This window comes from Hymenobacter sp. UV11, assembly GCF_004684095.1.
GTDB lineage: Bacteria > Bacteroidota > Bacteroidia > Cytophagales > Hymenobacteraceae > Hymenobacter.
Genome location: NZ_SRII01000021.1, coordinates 1 through 17,764 on the forward strand (window position 1 = coordinate 1; position 17,764 = coordinate 17,764).

20 protein-coding genes are annotated in these 17,764 nt (G+C 51.7%); 7 read left to right on the top strand and 13 right to left on the bottom strand.

The features are described from left to right. From E4631_RS23880 to E4631_RS23890, 3 genes are all read right to left on the bottom strand, one after another. The coding region (locus E4631_RS23880; protein WP_135318652.1) for a PBSX family phage terminase large subunit at positions 1-1,291 on the bottom strand (1,291 nt) is incomplete at its 3' end. Continuing rightward, on the bottom strand, positions 1,291-1,719 hold the full coding sequence (locus E4631_RS23885) for a hypothetical protein (protein WP_133657264.1): 429 nt from the start codon (positions 1,717-1,719) through the stop codon (positions 1,291-1,293). The genes E4631_RS23885 and E4631_RS23880, both read right to left, overlap by 1 nt. Position 1,720: 1 nt before the next feature. Next, positions 1,721-2,347: an RNA polymerase sigma factor gene (locus E4631_RS23890; protein ID WP_133657263.1), complete on the bottom strand. Its 627-nt coding sequence runs from the start codon at positions 2,345-2,347 to the stop codon at positions 1,721-1,723. A 173-nt stretch (positions 2,348-2,520) separates the two neighbouring features. On the opposite strand from E4631_RS23890, the gene E4631_RS26095 reads away from it, so the two are divergent. From E4631_RS26095 to E4631_RS23915, 6 genes are all read left to right on the top strand, one after another. After that, positions 2,521-2,685, top strand: coding sequence for a hypothetical protein (locus E4631_RS26095; protein ID WP_166648057.1), 165 nt, complete (start codon positions 2,521-2,523; stop codon positions 2,683-2,685). Positions 2,686-2,806: 121 nt separating this feature from the next. Continuing rightward, positions 2,807-3,112: a hypothetical protein gene (locus E4631_RS23895; RefSeq protein ID WP_133657262.1), complete on the top strand. Its 306-nt coding sequence runs from the start codon at positions 2,807-2,809 to the stop codon at positions 3,110-3,112. 38 nt (positions 3,113-3,150) lie between these two features. After that, positions 3,151-4,293, top strand: a complete 1,143-nt coding sequence (locus tag E4631_RS23900; protein WP_133657261.1) for a hypothetical protein — start codon at positions 3,151-3,153, stop codon at positions 4,291-4,293. Continuing rightward, entirely contained in the window at positions 4,244-5,389 is a 1,146-nt protein-coding gene (locus E4631_RS23905; RefSeq protein ID WP_133657260.1) for a hypothetical protein, read from the top strand. The genes E4631_RS23900 and E4631_RS23905 overlap by 50 nt, the downstream gene beginning before the upstream one ends. Before the next feature lie 36 nt (positions 5,390-5,425). Continuing rightward, positions 5,426-6,460: a DNA cytosine methyltransferase gene (locus tag E4631_RS23910; RefSeq protein ID WP_133657259.1), complete on the top strand. Its 1,035-nt coding sequence runs from the start codon at positions 5,426-5,428 to the stop codon at positions 6,458-6,460. A 32-nt stretch (positions 6,461-6,492) separates the two neighbouring features. Beyond that, a complete protein-coding gene (locus tag E4631_RS23915; RefSeq protein WP_133657258.1) occupies positions 6,493-6,975 on the top strand; it encodes a hypothetical protein in 483 nt (160 codons plus the stop codon). A gap of 415 nt (positions 6,976-7,390) precedes the next feature. Here E4631_RS23915 and E4631_RS23920 read toward each other — a convergent pair whose 3' ends face one another. From E4631_RS23920 to E4631_RS23960, 10 genes are all read right to left on the bottom strand, one after another. After that, a complete protein-coding gene (locus tag E4631_RS23920; protein WP_166648056.1) occupies positions 7,391-8,560 on the bottom strand; it encodes a replication initiation protein in 1,170 nt (389 codons plus the stop codon). A 584-nt stretch (positions 8,561-9,144) separates the two neighbouring features. Then, positions 9,145-9,783, bottom strand: coding sequence for an antirestriction protein ArdA (locus E4631_RS23925; RefSeq protein ID WP_133657256.1), 639 nt, complete (start codon positions 9,781-9,783; stop codon positions 9,145-9,147). A gap of 12 nt (positions 9,784-9,795) precedes the next feature. Next, on the bottom strand, positions 9,796-10,110 hold the full coding sequence (locus E4631_RS23930; RefSeq protein WP_135318653.1) for a hypothetical protein: 315 nt from the start codon (positions 10,108-10,110) through the stop codon (positions 9,796-9,798). Between the two features lie 58 nt (positions 10,111-10,168). Continuing rightward, a complete protein-coding gene (locus E4631_RS23935) occupies positions 10,169-10,609 on the bottom strand; it encodes a hypothetical protein (protein WP_133657254.1) in 441 nt (146 codons plus the stop codon). A 351-nt stretch (positions 10,610-10,960) separates the two neighbouring features. Continuing rightward, positions 10,961-11,296, bottom strand: a complete 336-nt coding sequence (locus E4631_RS23940) for a hypothetical protein (protein WP_133657253.1) — start codon at positions 11,294-11,296, stop codon at positions 10,961-10,963. Beyond that, positions 11,293-11,946: an AAA family ATPase gene (locus tag E4631_RS23945; RefSeq protein WP_133657252.1), complete on the bottom strand. Its 654-nt coding sequence runs from the start codon at positions 11,944-11,946 to the stop codon at positions 11,293-11,295. Before E4631_RS23945 ends, E4631_RS23940 begins: the two co-directional genes overlap by 4 nt. Before the next feature lie 216 nt (positions 11,947-12,162). Further along, entirely contained in the window at positions 12,163-13,542 is a 1,380-nt protein-coding gene (locus tag E4631_RS23950; protein WP_135318654.1) for a hypothetical protein, read from the bottom strand. A 709-nt stretch (positions 13,543-14,251) separates the two neighbouring features. Further along, a complete protein-coding gene (locus E4631_RS23955) occupies positions 14,252-15,904 on the bottom strand; it encodes a VapE domain-containing protein (protein ID WP_166648055.1) in 1,653 nt (550 codons plus the stop codon). Positions 15,905-15,938: 34 nt separating this feature from the next. Further along, a complete protein-coding gene (locus tag E4631_RS26100; RefSeq protein WP_133657249.1) occupies positions 15,939-16,208 on the bottom strand; it encodes a hypothetical protein in 270 nt (89 codons plus the stop codon). A gap of 88 nt (positions 16,209-16,296) precedes the next feature. After that, positions 16,297-16,581, bottom strand: a complete 285-nt coding sequence (locus E4631_RS23960) for a hypothetical protein (protein ID WP_133657248.1) — start codon at positions 16,579-16,581, stop codon at positions 16,297-16,299. Between the two features lie 504 nt (positions 16,582-17,085). On the opposite strand from E4631_RS23960, the gene E4631_RS26105 reads away from it, so the two are divergent. Continuing rightward, positions 17,086-17,262: a hypothetical protein gene (locus tag E4631_RS26105; RefSeq protein ID WP_166648054.1), complete on the top strand. Its 177-nt coding sequence runs from the start codon at positions 17,086-17,088 to the stop codon at positions 17,260-17,262. Positions 17,263-17,764: the final 502 nt, after the last annotated feature.

The window sequence follows — 17,764 nt, forward strand, 5'->3', positions numbered from 1 at the left end:
GCCCGCGCTGATGGTCCTCGTAGTGCGCCGCCCATACCATCGTCACCAGGTAGTCGAGCGTATCGCTCATGTGACCGTATTTCTCCACCGAAATGCCGTCCTTGTTCTTGGCTTTCGACTTATCCTTGAGCCCGCCCGCCGCCTCCTTTTGGTAGGTCAAGTCCTTGATGGTTTCGGGGCACTTGCGGTTGACGAAGAGCTGCAAGCCCTCGTAGTTATTGGCCAGAATATCGTTGATGAAAGTGCCCCTTGGTACGATGTTCGGCGCTTTGGTGTGCTGGCGTACTGACGGCCTGAACGACTCTAACTCGTTGTAGATGATGGTGTAGTCGTTGTAGCCCCGCTCGCTGCGGGTATCCTCCTTGCGGCCGTTGGGGTCGCCCGTGACGAACACGCCGGCCCGGTGCGCGGCGTAGCGGCGCGCAAACTCCTGGCACACGTACTTGGTCGTGTTGCGCGGGCTTTTCAACGCTATCTCGTCTACCAGCAGCAGCGTCTTTTCGTCGCCGAGCTGCCAAATGGTGCAGGCGCAATAGGGCTGCACGTTGAAGTCGAAGCTCAGCCAGATAGGCTTGTCGGGGTCGTAGGTAGCCTGGTCGCCGACGTTGCGGAACGAATCGAAGTTCTTGTAGAACATGCCCTCGGTGCTCACGCGGCCCCACTCGCCATTCATGTACACCCGCAGGAAGTTCATGTCCGAGCGGCCCTTGCGCTCTAGTGCCGCCTTGTATTCGGCATCGAGAAACTCGTTATCGCGGAAGGTGGACTCTAGGATGAGTGTATCGCCGTAGTCCTGGTCAAAGAAGGTGCTTTTGAGCCAGCTCAGCTCACTGGTGGGGTTGAAGCTGAGAATCAATTGGTGCTTGTAGGCGCACTTGCCCCGCAGGCGGGTATCGGCCTGGTTGAAGTCGCCCTCCTCGAACATGTCAGCCTCTTCCATCCAGATGAGGTTGATGCCGCTGATGCTCTTGAGCTTGTCGGGGTCATCCAGCCCCATGAAAATCACCTTGTTGCCATTGCGGTGGGTGATGCTGTAGGGGCTGGTAGTGGCCTTGAATAGGTCGCTTAGCCCGGCCTCCTTTATGGCGGTATTTAGCTCGGCAAAGACCGTTTCCTTGATCTTCTCGGCGATTTTGTGCATCGCCAGCACCTTGAAATCGGCGCGGTCATTCAGTCGCCAGACGATGTACTGCGCGATGGCCCGGCTCTTGCCCGCGCCCGCCCCGCCCTTTAGCACGTTGTAGCGGCAGGTGGACTTGAACAGCGGCCGGAATACGGGGTTGACGTACACTATTCATCGTGGGCGCTGTTTTCGTCTCCCTGGGGGAGGTGGTAGAGGTTATCGAAGTCAAGTGGCTCGTCCTCAGACTCGGGGCTGATGTCGAGCGTGTTCTGGGCTTCCTGGAGCGCCAGCAGCTGCTCGGGGTCAGGGGCGCCGAAGTTGATTTGGAATACCTCTGCCGGCAGGCCCTCACTCAGCGTCACATCCTGCTTCTTGGGTATCAGCAGGTCCATCAGCTTCAAGTAAGCCGCCACGTACTCTTTGGGTGGCAACTGGCTGAGCATGAATCGAAACTCTTCCTCATTGTCGCTCAGCCATTCCATCTGGCGGCGCACGAAGTCCTTGGTCAGTACCACCCGCACGTTGGCCTTGCCGCCCGGCACCAGTGCTTTGCGGGAGTTGGGGTGTTGGCCCCGCCCGTCTACTTTATCAGCCATGTTAGTCGTTGGCGATTTTTGGGTAGGCACCTACCTGGGCTTTGATGAGGTCGCGGCCGGTCTTGATGCGCATCTTCACCTGGCCCATCGTCAGGCCCAGCACCCGGCACATCTCCTTGTACTTCAGCCTGCTCATGTCCATGCGCAGCAGCTCCTTGTACTTCTCCGGCAGCTGCTCGAAAGCAGCTGCAACGGTGGCTAGGTGCTCATCTTCAAGCGTGGAGATTTCCACTTCGGTAGTTCCCACCTCGAAACCAAGCCTCAGCAGGTGGTCTATTACCGCTGGGTGGCGATGAAACCTGCCTTGGCCATCTTCTATGCACTCCAGCTGGTGGTCAAGCGAAAACTCCAGGTGCTGCTGGCGCTGCTGCTGGTACCGGCTGAAGTTGTTACTGATGGCCGTATTGAGGTACGTGAAGTAGTGGAAGCCCTCGGTCAGGCCGCTCCGACTGATCTTATCGTGGCACTTGAGAATGGTGTCCTGCAACACGTCGTCGGCGTCGCAAGCCTGGCCAGCCCGCCATTTCACTTTCTGGATGCGTAGGTGCTCCAGGTGCTTGGGGTAATTCTTAGCAACCGCCACCAGGAACTCCTGGGCCTGCTGCGCATTCGTTTTTGCCTCGGGCATGGATTGGGTAACGGCTTTTTACTGGCCTACTTACCGCAAGCCAATGGGCACGTTTTGCTTCTCCCGTGCAGACTATATATGGCACGTTTAAGGTGCATTTATGGCACGCATGTGCCACAGTCGTTACGAGTGGTGCATGTGCACTATATAGGTAAAAATCACCCGCTTACCTCATGGAAAAGACCCTCACGCTCCGCAAGCACACCTCCGTCGGGCTGAACCTCGATACCCACGCCGACTTGATGGCCTTGGTACGCCAGCTCTCCGCCGCCCAGAACCGCACCCTCTCCACCAACGATGTGCTGCGCCTGCTGCTCACCAGCTACCACGGGCGCTAGGGCCGTTTCCGAAGGTATCGGAAACTAGGGGCGCAATGTCTACTGATTCATTTAATTGTAAACACGTATGTACTTTGCGCCCCTATTCAGGTAGCCATCCCCACCCAAGCTGCCTCATATAATGAACGTTACGCTGTACCTGCCTAATCAGCAGCCCATTGCTAAAAGTGCAGAAGGGTTTACCACACCCGGCACTAATCGCTTTGCCCAAGTACCAACCCAAGCAGCTGAGTTACTTAGTTGCGCTCCTGAACTAGTTGATGTACTAGCCTCTGCGCCCAATTACGTCGTCTATACAGTATTTGACAGCGAGGATTTGGCCAACCCGGAAGCTACTCATGCGGTAATAGAGTTAGCGCAAAATATCTCTGATGTTATTAACGGAGACGAATTACTACGGGGGCCAGTAGTGATTGTAAAAGCATAAGTCATTTTGAAAACTACACGCTATAATTTTCTATAAAGATGGCCGACGAACAGGCAACTACTACTTACAAGCAGGTGATTCCAATGGACGTGTCACGGTTGATGCACGACCCAGAGAATCCTAGGCTACCCCCTAAAATTCGGTCAAAGGGAATCCAAGAAGAAGGTATAATAGATTGGATGCTTCATGATGAAAGTCTATTGGAGCTAATTGGTGCTATTGCACAGGTAGGGTATTTTCCAGGAGAACCATTGTTGGTTACTCCTGTGGATGTAACAGACCCAAACACCTCCTTTATAATAGTTGAAGGAAATAGAAGATTCACTGCGGTTGAATTAATTCTACACCCTGAAAAGGCTACTATTTATAAGGAATTAATAAAAGAAATAAGTGATAATGCTCGTGATAAAGAAGCATTAAACGAACTGCCAGTTTTAGTATACCCGAAACGTCGGGAAATACTAGATTACTTAGGTTATCGGCACGTTACAGGCATCAAAGAATGGGGAGCTTTTGAGAAGGCTGAGTACTTATACCAATTGTCAAAGTCAACTCCTTATGATACTATGTCAACTGAGGAGCAGCAAAAAGCGCTGGCTAGAGCTATTGGTAGCAAGGCAGATTATGTTGCTAGACTTCTAACTGCAAGAGCACTTTTTGAGCTTGCTGAAAGTAAAGATTGGCTGGGAGCACTTAGTATGGACCGGCTCCAAACACAATTCTCACTGCTTACCACCGCGTTATCCTACAGTAACATAGCTGAATATGTTAAGCTGAATCCCCGTGATATTACGTTAGATGGTTTAGGTTCTGATGAGTTTATTCAATTATTACGCTGGTTGTATCAACCAGTTGATGAACCCACTTCAAAAAGTATAATAGGGGAATCACGTAATATCAAATTACTTAATAAAATAGTGCCTAGCGCCCGGGCAGTAGCTCACTTGATTAAAACAGGAGATTTGCAGGGTTCAGCTCAACAAGCTGACATAAAAAACCCAATCGATGGATTTCGAAATCACATCGCAAATGCCGACATTAATTTGCGCTCAGCAATAGACATAGCAGCTGAGTCAATGGGTTTTGATGAGTACGATACTAAATCTATTGATGAATTAGATGCGAATTTGAGTGAGCTTGCCAGAAGAGTTAGAAACGCCATACGAAATTCAAAGTCTTAATTACATGGCGCATTTTAATTTCGATTATCTATCGTCACGCCCAGATAGAGGTAAACAAGAAATGCCTTTATGGTGCGATTACATAGAGCTGCTTTGTTTAATAATGTACAAAGGAGAAGTTGCTAAAGGGGAAGTTATCGATGTGGTTTTCAAAGAGGGAGCAGGTGTTATTGTGCAGGATGGCGATGAAGAAGATTATGATGACGACTTAGACGACGACGACGTTGATGCAAGCGACCCTTTATCTAGGCAATTGGCATCATTGGGTAGTAGTAAAGGCCAAAAAGATGATAGGCAAGAAGCTATCGCAATTGATTGGTTTAATTATTTGGCTTCTAGGCAAACTGGTCTCGGCGAAATGTATCCCTTTATAGCTGATTCAGATAAGAGTTCCTTAAAAATAAAATCTAATTTAAAGCCTATTCACCATCTTTACTTATACCTGTTACTTGCCTCTAATCTACATTTATTCTCACCAGAATTAAGAACTAAAATAACTACTGACTTCGAATATATTTGTTTCGAAGTGCAGAAGTTGATGTTCCCATTGATGCTAACTGGCGTGAAGACACATACGCATATTTTTGGTAAAAATCCCACAAATAATTCAGTATTCACTGGTAATCTTAAAAATAAACTGATCAAGTTAGGCGAATTAATTCAAGCCAGAAAATTAGATACTGATTTTTTAGATGCTAGAAACAGCGGTGACAATGGAATAGACTTAGTTTCTGTAATGAAGTTTGATAATGACAATGCTTATGGGCCGCCATTAATTATTTCTCAATGTGCCTGTTCTTATAAAGAATGGAAAAAAAAGCAGCATGACAACTCTCCCGAACGGTATAGACAGTTTAATTTATTTGATGTAGATTACCTCCGGTTAATGTTCATTCCAATGTATTATCGTAATCAAAGCGGCCAGTGGTTTGAAATTCGCGATGTATTCTTGTCAGTAATGGATAGACTAAGAATCATGAAGGTTCTTCTATATCAAAATAAGAAACTATATAATCAGGCTAATAATTGGTCTCCTCTTGTTCTTTTGCCAACTAAAGACGAGAGGGAAATATTCGCCGGCTTCCTGGCAGAGTAACTTTGCCTAAGATTTAGCTAAATACCACCGGGCACAATGACACCTAAACTCACAGCCGTTTCTTTATTTTCGGGTTGCGGGGGCTTCGATTTCGGAGCGACTACTGCTGGCATTCAAGTACTTTGGGCTAATGACGTTGACAAATACGCTGCGCAGGCTTACCAGAGCTTACTCCCTGACACGCAGTTTACCTGCAAAGACGTTCGCAAAATAGAGTCCTTCCCTAAGGCCGACATACTAATCGGTTGCTACCCGTGCACGGGCTTTAGCCTAGCTGCTCGGCGTCGCTGGCACGAACGCGAAGACCGTGACTTGAAGGACATGGATGGCAATTTTCTGTACCGTGAGTTCATCAGAGCGATAGACTTTGTGCAGCCTAAATACTTGTTTATCGAAAATGTTGGTGGCATGACGTCCGCAGAAGGCGGGTGGTTTTTTGCGCAACAGCTAGAAGGGCTTCGTGATAAAGGCTATATTATGGCTCACGATACCTTGCGAGCAGAATCTTATGGCTTGGCACAAACCCGCAAGCGTGTCTTCCTAGTTGGAGTGCGAAAGGATATTGCTGAGGCTGGATTTGAATACCACTTTCCAGTTCCGACTCATGGCGAGAGCCTACTACCTATACGGACGCTAAAAACAGCTTTGAAGGGAATAGAGAGCGATGCACAGACAGATGTATGCCTTACGCCCTTTCATGGTCACTACTTAACACGCAATCGCAAGCGCACGTGGGATGAGCCTAGTTATACCATAGTCGCTAATGCTTGCCATGTGCCACTGCATCCAGGCGGGGAATCAATGACATTTGTAAGCAAAGACAAATGGGCGCTTCAGGGTGAAAACAATCGCCGCCTATCTTGGCAAGAGTGCGCTGCACTACAAGGATTCCCCAAAGGTGCTTTCAACACTGATATTCCTTTGACCCACAAGTATAAAGTAATTGGCAATGCTGTGCCACCTCACTTCGGCTATGCTATCGTCCGCGCTGTAGTAGAACACGAAACGGGGCAAGAACTACCCGCAACGTTTGAAGAGGCAGCAAAGAATGCTACCGCTGTGCCTGCTTAGTAAGTGTTTCATATTACAACTACTGTTTTAATATGGAGACTGAGCGTAAAATAAAAATGGGCATTAGAGAAGTCAGAGACACTCTTGAAACAGCAGAATATGATAGCGTAATTGAGAGTTTGCTCAGGAAGGTATATTCTCGTAACATGACTATTTCATTTTACGAGAATAGAAAGGATTCGGTATGCGAAACTAGCACAGACGAAATAGATGGTAGTATTACTTGTGTTTTACGCATAAAGAAAAAACCTGCGTTTGGCAATGTCAAAGAAATACTTTTTGATATTATGCATGAAATGGGACATGGGTTAGATGAAAATAGATTAGAATTGAAAGACAAATGCAACTTAGAAGTAAGGTATGCAAGAGAACTGAGAGCTTGGAAAATTGCGGATAAGGAGTTTGCAACACATCCTGAATTAAAAGCCGATAAGTTGGAATATAATCGTTATAAGCATGAATGCCTTAAGGACTATGAACAACTTCTGCTGAAACGAAAAAGCCCTAATACTTAGTAGTGTTAGGGCTTTTTCGTTTAGCAGAAGCCATACAAGCGATAGAATCCTCTTAGTAGATAGTTACCCACTTGCAGCTAGTCTGACCGCGATACAGGAACTGGTTTAGTACCCTATCAACTTTTGTGGTACTAGGGCTAACACGCTTTCTTCCTGCTTTTGCTCAGACTGGGTAGAGTTGACTTTGCACCGTGCCTACCGGGGCGTGGTAGTTGGTTTTGTGCCGGTTGTTTTGTATCTTATTTGTGTACTGACAGGGTGGCAGCATTCTTGGAAAAAGTACTTTACATAACATTCCTTCTACGACACACTCCCCCCAGAGTACCATTTCTTGGTCTGCCCTGGCCGCTTTAGCCCGTCTATAATGGCATAAAAATCGGATTACCGGCGTTGTGCTAAATAATACCCATGATTGTCAGTTAGTTAGCCGATAAAAAGCAGGGAAATTAGACTTCAACAGCGTCATGGTACTAGCCGCTACGTTGTCATTGGGCTTGGCCTTGGTTTCTAGGTCGCGGAGCACTGGATAAGTGAGCTTCATGAGTTTCTCCAGCTCCTCCCCTACTATCACCTCCAGCACCTTCTTGATTTGGGCCTCGGTGAGCTTGAGTTTGGTGAGCCTGGTGGTTACTTTCTGTTGCAGGTCGCTGAGCTGGGGCTTCGGCTGGGCCTTGGGCTTCTCCGTCACCACCACGGCTGAAGTTTCAACTTCCGCAGGTTTCTGGCCGATAGTAAACTCAATGGACGTGACGGTGCGCCCGCGCCGCCGCATCTCCTTATAGGTGATGTCGAAGCTCAGCTCGTTGAGCTCGCTGACCGAGGGCTTGAGCACCTTGTTGCGGTAGTCCACGTAGCGCGGGTAAGCATCGCCGGCGGTTAACTCGCGCAGGGTTTCCACGCTGACCGTATGCGGCGATTTGTACTGCCAGGAGCGCAGCAACCAGTAGAGACGGTGGGTGCTGGCCGACTTAATAGTTAGCAGCTCATCCACGTCGGCCACCGTAAAATGCCCCATCAAATCCACGAGGTAGGGCATTACGACGTGGCTGAAAGAGGCCACCAACAGCTTGTTTTCGGCATCAAGCCGCATCGATTCGCAGAGCGAGATGAGGTGCACATCCCCCGTTTTTAACTGCGGGATGCGAATGGTCGAACTCATCATGCGCACCATCGCCTCGTCCAGCAGTTGGTACTGCTGACCGCCAATATGGCCCGACGGATACAGCTCATTCAGGGGGATGACCACGGCCGTAGGGACGGTGTCGCCCCTGCGGATGGAGCGAAGCATCAAGGCAAAAATACGTGCCTCCAACACCGTTTGCGTGTTAGGAGCCTCTACCAGCAGGTTGTGTTGAGCCACAGATTTAGTACGCTGGGCCTTGGCCACCAGCTCGACGTGGTTAGGCGGTAGTTCGGGCTCGGTACGTTCTTCTGGCTTGTTCTTGGCGGCTTCAATGGCCGCGTAGGCCGCTTCCTGGGTCGGGTAGTAGCCAAGATTAATGCGTCGGCCGTCGCGCATGACGCGGGCTTTCCACTGGTCGCGGGCACGGTCAAACGAAGTACCCGGATAAGGCTGCTTCGGCATAGTCGGTGGGTTAGGTAGCATCTGCTAAGCTAGCAGCAAAACGCTGCTTAACTGCTGCAAGGTCGCAATCTTGCACGCTGGGACCATTTCGCGTATTTCTTTCTCACTTGGGACCATTTTGCGTACTTCTTTCTCACTTGGGCTGTACTTCTTTCTCACTTGCCCGTACTTCTTTCTCACTTGCCCGTACTTCTTTCTCACTTGAAGCTTGTATAAGATTAGTAGTCAGTTAGTTGAGACTTGCTAATACTAAATAATACAAAAATAAAAGATGAATAGGTCTTCGTCTTTTATTTTTGAGTTTATCAGGAAAACAGGACAGCCCTTACGTCAGCTTCGCACACAAAGGCCAGATTGATGTACATACATCAATCATCTAGTCCGACCCATTTACGAATGATACACGGCAAGTGGTCCAAACTCGATTCTGCTAGTCTCACGTCTCCCGTATCGCGTCCGAGCTAGCTAGTCCAGCTATCTGACTAGCCGAGCAAAATGGACGCGATACGGGTCTCCAAATGCGGCCGCTAGTAAATAGAAAGAACCACCCTTTCGAGTGGTTCTTTTTAATCATAATACCTTGGCTATCTGGTTGTAAAGACGTGGCCGTTGCTAGTCCACACGTCACCACCTAAGCGATAGTCTCGACCCAGGCTGGTCCAGTCTATGTACCCCTTTAAGGCGCTGGGAATCTCGTCGGCGCTGTGGCACTCAAGCCAAGTGGTTTCGGCATAGTCGGCTAACACCCTCTCTTCGTCATAGGAAGCATCGCCACCAAACTGGCCTTGGTACCTGTCGCTAAAGTGCTCAGGCTCATTGCCATCTTCGATGAAAGCCTCGTAGGCTTCTTTCCTATCCTCATCCATTTCGGCCGTGGCAGCTAGGTACTCATACACCTTGGCGAAGTCCATGCCCTCACTGTAAAGGCGCTCGGGAAAGTTCTCGTAATCGTGGCAACTCCACTCTTCTCTGGGCTGGTTAAGCTCCACGCCGTAAAGGTCGTCGTACTGCTTCAATTGCTGGTAAATGGCCCCCAACAGCTCTTTGGCGTCATCATAATCGGCTAGGTCGTACCACCTTCCAAGGTGGCTTCCATTATTGTAATCGAAGAGGCTAGCAATGTAAACTCTTGGCTCAGTATCTTGGGCAACGATTCTGCTTCTTAACATGGTGGTAGGGTTGTAAAAAGAAGCCCGCGCCACTGCTATGGTCGCGGGCTTCACTGTTAAAATGGGTTAGTCTTCGAGGGTGAGGGTAAGCACTGGCCCATGCAGTTGGTCGGCCTCGTCTTCGGGGTCGATGGTAGCCCTGGTCAGCCGCACAAATTCTTTCATGGCCAACTCATTGAGCTGGCCATCGTGGTCGAAGACGGCCAGCATCGCATAGCCGTGGTCGATGGCTATCACGTCAACCAAGGAGGGGCGGCAGCCAAGCTGCTCGGCAACCTTGTGCAGCCTGGGCACGATTCGGCCGCCGGTCACATCGCCAAAGTGAGAAGTGGAGGTAAAGCTCATGGGTTGTTTCCCAGGCACATACAGGGTGACTATCATGGTGGTAGGAGAAAAAAGAAGCCTCAGCAGCTGCTACTGCTGAGGCTACGGTTAGAGATTAGGCAGCTTCGGAAGTCGATACTTGGGCCTCGTCAGTGAGGGCGAGTTTGGCTTTCAAGGCCTCAAAAGCCTTGAGGTCTTTGGCCCGCTGTTTATCAGTAGCGGTGGTGACCAGCGTGTTCAAAAAGGCTTCCATGTTGGCGCTGAGGGCTTCGATGGCTGCGGCCAAAATCACTTGATTGCTCACGTTGATGTTGCGAGTTTCTTTGATGTGGGCTTTGAATTGGTTGAGGCGCTCGAGGTCGTCAGTGTTGATGGCCGTCTGCGAGTAGGAGCGGTTGCGCTTGGCCTTCTCAACTGCCAATTCGAAGGCTTCCTCAGTAGTAGCATCTTCGGTGGTTTCAACGAAAGCCTCAATGGCGTTCTCAGTAGCGATGATTGCGGCTTCGTTGGTGGGCTCAACAACGACGGGAGCGGTTACTTTTTTCTTGGTTGACATGGTGGTTGGGTTGGGGGTTAAGGGGTTGTTTTTTTCTGATTGGGTATACCCGAAGTAAGCGCCCGAACTCCATCCGACTGCGGTGTTTGCAGCCAAAAAAAGGTGCAACTTTTCGTCCTTTTTTTCGGACTCAAATGGACGCTTATAGGAGCACTTATCAGCCCGCCTAGCTTAATCACTTACCCGCTTGCTCCGCCTCGATACAGGAGACGAAAAGCATATCCACGAACGTTTTGACACGAAAAAAGCCCGACCAACTGGGCCGGGCTCTACTACCATATTTACTACCAAGTCTAGTAGCTAAGTAAAATACTTTTTAGTGTTAAGTATGATACCATCCGTACTATCATCCTATCCACTCTTCTTAGTGGATTTTTTGGTTGCTTTCTTCTGCTCCTGTTTCAGCAGCAGCTCGATGCCCTCCAAGATTAGAGAGTGTACCGATATGATGTCGCGTGAGGGGTTTGCCTGGGCCAGCCGTTCGTCCTTTCTTTCTTTCTTAATAGCATTAAGCTGGTCGAGCGTGGACGTATAAAGCCGGAGCGTGTAGCCCTGGATGGCATTGGCGCTGGCCGCTTCTTTTTCAGCCGCCTTCTCGCTGGGCACACTTCCGCCCTTGTCGATTACTGCCTGGGCTGCCGCTGCTTTTTCCTCCGGCTTGCGGGGCATGACGATGGGCTTCTTCATTTCGTGAGCTGCTGAACGTGGGTAAACAATGCGGTGATTTCGGCTGAGGCCTTGGTATCGGCCGGCTTCAATTCCAGCACCCCCTCGCCCCTGGCCACGGCGTTCCCGAAGGCCACGCGATTCCCCACCACCTGTTCTAGGAACTCGACGCTAGGGTACTCTTTCAGTACCGCCGCTGCCTCGCGCCACGCGCTGCCTTGGTTGCCGTGCACATCGGTCCTGGCCACGAATGAGAAGCTGCGCAGGTTGGCGTTTACCGCCTTCACCTCGTCCACCAACTTCACCACCGCGTCGATGGTCCAAATGTCGAGCGACCTGGCCGCGAAGGGCACCAGGAATACGTCGGAAACCGTGAGGGCTGCGCGCTGGCTGACCGTGTCCCGCCCGCCAGTGTCAATGACTATATCATCGTACTTGCCGGCTAGGGCGAACACCTGTTGGTGCAGGGTGCGGCCGGTGAGCTGTACCAGCTCGTAGCCGGTAGCCTCGTGGAGCTGGCTGCGCACGTCGGTGAAGCTGCTGGCCGAGGCCTGGTCGTCAGCATCTACCAGGAGCACCTTGCGCCTCTGCTGTAGCAGGAACACCACAAGGTTAGTGGCTATCGTGGTCTTGGAGCTGCCGCCCTTTATACCACCAATCGTGTAAATCATAGGCTGTTATGCGCTGTGAATGGTTGCACTCTTAGTGGTACACTCGGTACTACGTGTGCCATTCTTTGTACTAGTAAAGGTAGTGGCCAAGATGGTATTACCCGTAAATAAAAAAACGCCCTGTTGCTGGGCGTTTTCTCAATAAAAGCTGATTAGGAGCACGTCTGCTGAACTGATGAGGCCTCGCCGTGAAATACCCTCTGCTGGGTTCCGAGATTACACCCTGGGGGCTTCTAAATTGGTCACGTTTTCCTCCCGTAGTGCACAGGCCACACCAAAAGCCGCTAGCGTTTCGTGCAGAATGTTAGTTACCTGGGCCAAATCGTGCTGCTTACACAGGACGCTATCGTGCTTGGTGGCAAACCAGATATTGGCTTTGATGAGCTTGGGCACTACATTGTCGAGCACAATCTGCGCCTCGATGCGCTGCAACAGGATGGCCAGTTGCTTGTCGCCGTGGGCACGCTTGAAGTCGTCGGTAATCTTCACCAGCTGGGGGAACAGTTCGCGTAGCTTGGCCTTGGCCTCGGTGCGGGTATTGGCACTGGAAAAGATGCAGGCAAATGCCATCGTTTTGGCCTTGTCCCGAGCCACCCCAAACAGCTCAACTAAGCGCTCGTAGAAGCTGCCCGACAGGGCCGCATCGATGAAAGAGTTGGTCTGCTCGTCCAGCACCAGGCCCTCAAAGAAGCGAGCCTCCGATGCGGCAAATGCCTCGGGGTTGCGTAGTAGCGCCGCTAGGATGGCGAATTGCGCGTTGGCAATATCCACTCCGTAGATGCCCTCGCCTTGCACAGTCACGTAGTTGAAAAAGTCCTTGGGTAGGGAGGTCAGCTCGGTATCCAGCCGGGTGTTGGTTGTGTTGCGGGTGGCCCGGTACACTTGGGCGTGCATGCGGTTAAGCGTGCGCAGCCAGTTCTTCAGGCAGTAGGTGCGCCGGTCCTCCACAAATTGGGCAGCGTTATTGACCAGGTGGGCCACCGAGCCAATGCGCTTACTCATCACCAATTGCTTGCCCTTCTCCCGGCAGAAATTGATGGCCTGCTCGTTGCTCCACCACCAACTGTTGCCCGTGCGGGCGTCGTACACCTCGATGTAGGGGTTAGCTATCGCGTCGTCAACATAGTACTTTTCGAGCGTGATAGTAGCAGCGCGCCGGGCGGCGTGGGCGCACGCCCCGGCCTTGTCAATCGTCAGCTCGCGCAGGTGAGCTAATGTCACCTCCTGGTTAGCAAAAGCCTCAATCTCGTCTTCAGGCAGGGCCTGGGTGCTGGTAGCATCGACTACCTGGCTTTCGCAATAGTTGAGCAGCGCCCGGTTCACCCGGTAGCCCTTGGGGTAGCCCGTCTCGGTATCAGTGGGTACTCGGTAATCCTTTGTCGCCTCCACAATACCGGCTTTATGAAGCTTAATAAGCACCTTGCGGCCAATATGCCCATAGGCTTGTTCGAGGTAGGCGCGGTTGAGGCGCAGCCAGCCATCCTGTGTTTTGTAGAGCGCTTTGCGGGTGAAGTCGTCTACAATAGTGTAAGCGTAGCGTAGCTCGTTAGGGGGCAGCCCGAGGGTATTGAGGGCATCCACCGTGGCAGTAGGCACTAGGGTGGGGGTGGTAGACTTGCGTGGCATCTAAATACATATTGTGGGTAGTTTGGGCCCTTGTGAGGCTAGTTAATATATTGTGGGTAGTTGAGTCCCTTTGGTAGTTATTCGTCTGATATTCAAGTAAGTCCTGACAACTACCCACAATATGTATTTAGATGGTCTTATGCTACCCGCCGCCACTAGGTGGTAGGAGTTACTTGGGTTTCACAACTACCCACAATATGTATTTAGGTGCCTACCCCTACCTGCACTGGGTATGGCGTAGATAGGTTGGCCCGCCGCTCACTCCCCTTGTGAGGGTGGCCCACGGAGTGGGGCCGACACGTCATTGTGCTGCTGCTACCCCTATTGGGCGCGTGTGGGGTCGCCTTGGCCCGTTGGTAGGTATTGGGCCGCCGGGAGTGATTGGGGCTGCTGGTGGGCTTGTATTGCGTGGTGGCCTGCAAAGGGGCCGCGTTGCGGATAAGTTGCCCTTAACTACTTGCTTTTCTCCTACTTAAGTACTTGTAACTATTACAACTCTTCTTTTTATAAAATATGAGATACACGCGCAGGGTCTAATGGGTGGTGCGTGCGTGGGGTGGTGCTTAGAAATGGTGTTGAGATTTGCTAAATTAGTTAGTTGCAAGTTGCTAAAGTTTCGGGCACAAAAAAGCCCCAATCCGTTGAGGGATTGGGGCTTGGCATTAGGAGTGCTTGGCAGTTAAATAACGACGTCGTCAATGTCGCTGTTTTCATTCTCCTGCTGGGCCGCTTTCTCGGCAGCTTTTTCGGCTACCTTCTCGGCCGCTCGCCGTTTGGCGGTGGCCTCAGCTTCCTTGGCGTAGCGGGCGGCGTATTGGGCCTGCTCCGCCTTGCGGTCGGCCTCAACCCGGGCAAGCGCCGCCGCCTCATCCATTTCGGCGGCGCGGTCGGCCAGGTGCTTGGCCCGCTCTTCCGCCTGGCCGTCTTGCTTCATTGACTCGGGGTCATAGAATGCGGGAAACGTAGCGGGCGACGCTTTGTAGGCGGCAGCATCCTGGTCTTCCAGGAAGGCCACCGGGGCGTCGGCCGCCGCTTTGGTTTCCTTCACGTCATCGGCCCAGGTAGCCTTTTCGTTGGCTTCACGCTTGATGCGGTCGTCCTCTTCACGCTGCCAGTCGGTTTTCATTTGCAAGCCCTGGTAGCCCCGGCTGTTTTTGTTCCCGGCACCCTTGTCGCGGCCCTGCATGTTAGCCAGCACGCCCTGCTGCTTCAGGATGGCCGCCACCGTCGTGCGGCTGATGCCAAACGTCTTGCTCGCCAGGTTTTTGTTGTAGCCGTCGATGAGCAGGTACATCGCACGGTTCGACACGAAATGGTCGGGATTCTTGGTCACCACGAAATTATCTTCGATGAAGTAATCCTCGACCTTCTCCATCGAGTAAGATACTTGGTTCCGCTTGATGTTCGCCTTGGTTTCCGCGTCGGTCATGCGGGTCACAAAGCCCTCCTTGTAGAGGCGGGTGAGCTGGCCCCAGAGCTGCATTTTGTCGATGGCGTTGAAGCGCGGCTGGTCGTAGCTTGCCAATTCAAAAACCCAAAAACGGCGGTCGCCGGTCACGTCACGCAGGAAGTCCGGCTTATTCGTGGTGCCGCCGAAAGAGCCGCGGCGCGGGTAGGTACCGGCTTCTTGATACTTCTTATCGGTGGTAACCTCGCTGAGTGAAAAAGCGGCCTTGAGCTGGTCGAGGTCGGTTTTCTTGCCGTACGCGCTCATCTCATCGAGCAGAATCAGCACGTGTGAGGTCAGCAGCAGCATGTGCTCTTTGTTGCTGAACGTGAAGGCCGTGGCGGGCGCAACGTAGTGCTGGCGGTGCCAAAGCAGCCGCTCGAAAAAGCCGGTCTTGCCGCAGTTCTGCGCGCCCACGAAAACGAACGCGTACTCGTTGCGGCGGCCAATGTCGAACACTTGCGCCACTACCGATACCAGCCACTTTTTGAACATGGCCGCGAACAGCTCGGGGCTGTCCGTGTTGCAGCAATCAATGAGTTCGGCTACGTAATCCTTGCCATCGTAGCACGCTTCGAGGTGGTTGAGCTGCGCCATCGGCAGATTAATGGGCTTGCTCACCTGGTTCGAGCAGATGACCTGCTCCACCATCGGGCGGCTGTTAGCCACCTTGGCTTCGGCCAGGTCCAGGCAGATGGTGTTGATGGTATCGTCGGTGAGCGTGAATGGCGTGAGCCGGAACGGGTTCGTCTCACTGGCCGGGCCGTGCAGGCGCTTACCGCTACCGAGGTCTATGTAGAATGCTTTGTTGGCATTCAGGGCGTTGCGAATAGCAACCCGAGGCTGCACTTTTGAGGCTTTGGGTTTGTCGTCGGATTTTGACATGACAAAAAAGGGGTTGGGATTTTGGTTGAAAGAATTAGTAAGCCAGGGCGTAAGGCACGCCGTCTTCGTCGTACTCGACCTCGAAGCGTCCCAGTGCGGACGGGCCGCGCTCTTCCGCATCGTGAAGCCAGTTCATGCCAGATTCCGGCGACTCGTTATCGCTCGGAGTCAGTGACTCTTCACGCTGCTCATCAAAAGAAAATGCGGTATGAGGCGAGACAAAGTAGCTCGGTTTGAAATCGAACGACGGCAGTGCAGTAGGTGCATTTCTGCGACGTAACTTCTTGAATTTGAGACGTTTCATGTCTAAAAGCGTTTAAATTTTTGGACATGACGAGCCCACCGCCGAAAACGGCGGGCCACGTCAGCCCGTGAGAAAAAAGGAATGCTGCTTAGAACGGCAGCTCGTTTTCGTCCGGCGCCCAGGCCAGCACTTCTACCACGTAGTAGAGGGCCTGAAGCAGCTGTTCGGCCGAGTGGTCGGCGGTGCTGGCTTTACCCAGCAGCTCTAGTTCGGGCGCCAGGTCGGCCAGCAGAATTGGTCGGCCCTGCACGTACCAGGGTAGGTTGTGGCGGCGCTGGTACACGACCAGGGCACCCAACAGCGTCTCGAAGAACCGGCGGCGCTTGCCGGTGACAATATCGGGCACGCCTACGGGCAACTTAGTATTATCCATGTGATTTTAGGCCAGGGATAGGGGCCTGGTACCAAAAAGCTTTACGAGGGCTGAATGGCACGGTGAGGAAGAGTATGTACTGTCCTGTTAGGCAGGGCATTACAGGTTCTTCCTCTTACGATTCGAGAGGGGCGCTCCGTGTGTGCTGGCGGCTGCGGCGAATTGTGGTACAAAGAAAGCGGGTTTGGATTTTGTGGCCAAACTTTCAACGAAATGCGTGTCCATGCAATCTGTTTTTGTTAAGAGAGAAAACCGTGCTTAGAAAAGTACAATGTAAAAATAAATGCTTATTGCCTGAGAATCAGGTTTATAAGTTATAAGGGTAACTTCGTCGCTCCGAATTAGTGGCCTGAATACTGCGTTTCCGTCAAATGGCCGGTCAAAAATAAAATTGTATTATTTGTAGAATAGTGCAGCGGGTGCTGTGTGGTGTGGCTGGCAGCTCAGGCGTTCGTTTTTTCTTGAGTAATCGGAAAACGAGTATGTAAGTGACATATATAGTGTATGTTACTCACAAGTCAACCCAAGAAAGAGCGGAAATCGGTTCAGCTTTCCCTCGCCGTGCACGGCCGCCTGATGGCCCTAGTGCAGACATGCAGCCTCAAAGAGGAGCGGTCGTTCACGGCCAACGAAGTCATCAAGGCTTTCCTGGATGCCCAAGAAAAATCGCCCGTGGCTTAACATGGCTAGCTCCGAAGAAACGGTCGCCCGCAAGCTCCAACGGGTATTCGCTGGCATGAAGCAGCGCTGCTATCAGCAAAACCATGATAACTACCAGTACTACGGTGCCAGGGGCGTCAGAATCTGTGACGAGTGGCTGGCAAGCGGCACCAGCGAGGCCTTTGTAGCATGGGGGCTAGCCAATGGGTACGAGCTTGGCCTTCAGATTGACCGAGTAGATACTACCGGCGACTACACGCCTGATAACTGCCGATTCGTTACTTGTAGAGCCAATAATCGCAATCAACGTTACCATGTCTATGGTGAGTTGGGCGGCATTCGGGTTCGGGCCGTAGAGGCGCTAGAAAATATTAACCCTCAGTATACTAGCATCGAGCTAGGTATACTGCTTCACCGCTTACGCATAGGCTGGAGCTTGGAAAAGGCTCTCGCTACCCCAATCATAAAAAAAGTCAAGAGGAACCGCTAGCCCATGCTACTATCCATCACAATCGGCCTGGTG

Excerpts from the sequence above, each read along its gene's own strand:
- E4631_RS23940 (WP_133657253.1), bottom strand. The coding sequence starts at position 11,296 with ATGAAGAAGCCCATCGTCATGCCCCGCAAGCCGGAGGAAAAAGCAGCG.
- E4631_RS23915 (WP_133657258.1), top strand. The coding sequence starts at position 6,493 with ATGGAGACTGAGCGTAAAATAAAAATGGGCATTAGAGAAGTCAGAGAC.
- E4631_RS23930 (WP_135318653.1), bottom strand. The coding sequence starts at position 10,110 with ATGATAGTCACCCTGTATGTGCCTGGGAAACAACCCATGAGCTTTACC.
- E4631_RS23895 (WP_133657262.1), top strand. The coding sequence starts at position 2,807 with ATGAACGTTACGCTGTACCTGCCTAATCAGCAGCCCATTGCTAAAAGT.
- E4631_RS23935 (WP_133657254.1), bottom strand. The coding sequence starts at position 10,609 with ATGTCAACCAAGAAAAAAGTAACCGCTCCCGTCGTTGTTGAGCCCACC.
- E4631_RS23885 (WP_133657264.1), bottom strand. The coding sequence starts at position 1,719 with ATGGCTGATAAAGTAGACGGGCGGGGCCAACACCCCAACTCCCGCAAA.
- E4631_RS23955 (WP_166648055.1), bottom strand. The coding sequence starts at position 15,904 with ATGTCAAAATCCGACGACAAACCCAAAGCCTCAAAAGTGCAGCCTCGG.
- E4631_RS26095 (WP_166648057.1), top strand. The coding sequence starts at position 2,521 with ATGGAAAAGACCCTCACGCTCCGCAAGCACACCTCCGTCGGGCTGAAC.
- E4631_RS23900 (WP_133657261.1), top strand. The coding sequence starts at position 3,151 with ATGGCCGACGAACAGGCAACTACTACTTACAAGCAGGTGATTCCAATG.
- E4631_RS26100 (WP_133657249.1), bottom strand. The coding sequence starts at position 16,208 with ATGAAACGTCTCAAATTCAAGAAGTTACGTCGCAGAAATGCACCTACT.
- E4631_RS23920 (WP_166648056.1), bottom strand. The coding sequence starts at position 8,560 with ATGCCGAAGCAGCCTTATCCGGGTACTTCGTTTGACCGTGCCCGCGAC.
- E4631_RS23945 (WP_133657252.1), bottom strand. The coding sequence starts at position 11,946 with ATGATTTACACGATTGGTGGTATAAAGGGCGGCAGCTCCAAGACCACG.
- E4631_RS23890 (WP_133657263.1), bottom strand. The coding sequence starts at position 2,347 with ATGCCCGAGGCAAAAACGAATGCGCAGCAGGCCCAGGAGTTCCTGGTG.
- E4631_RS23910 (WP_133657259.1), top strand. The coding sequence starts at position 5,426 with ATGACACCTAAACTCACAGCCGTTTCTTTATTTTCGGGTTGCGGGGGC.
- E4631_RS26105 (WP_166648054.1), top strand. The coding sequence starts at position 17,086 with ATGTTACTCACAAGTCAACCCAAGAAAGAGCGGAAATCGGTTCAGCTT.
- E4631_RS23960 (WP_133657248.1), bottom strand. The coding sequence starts at position 16,581 with ATGGATAATACTAAGTTGCCCGTAGGCGTGCCCGATATTGTCACCGGC.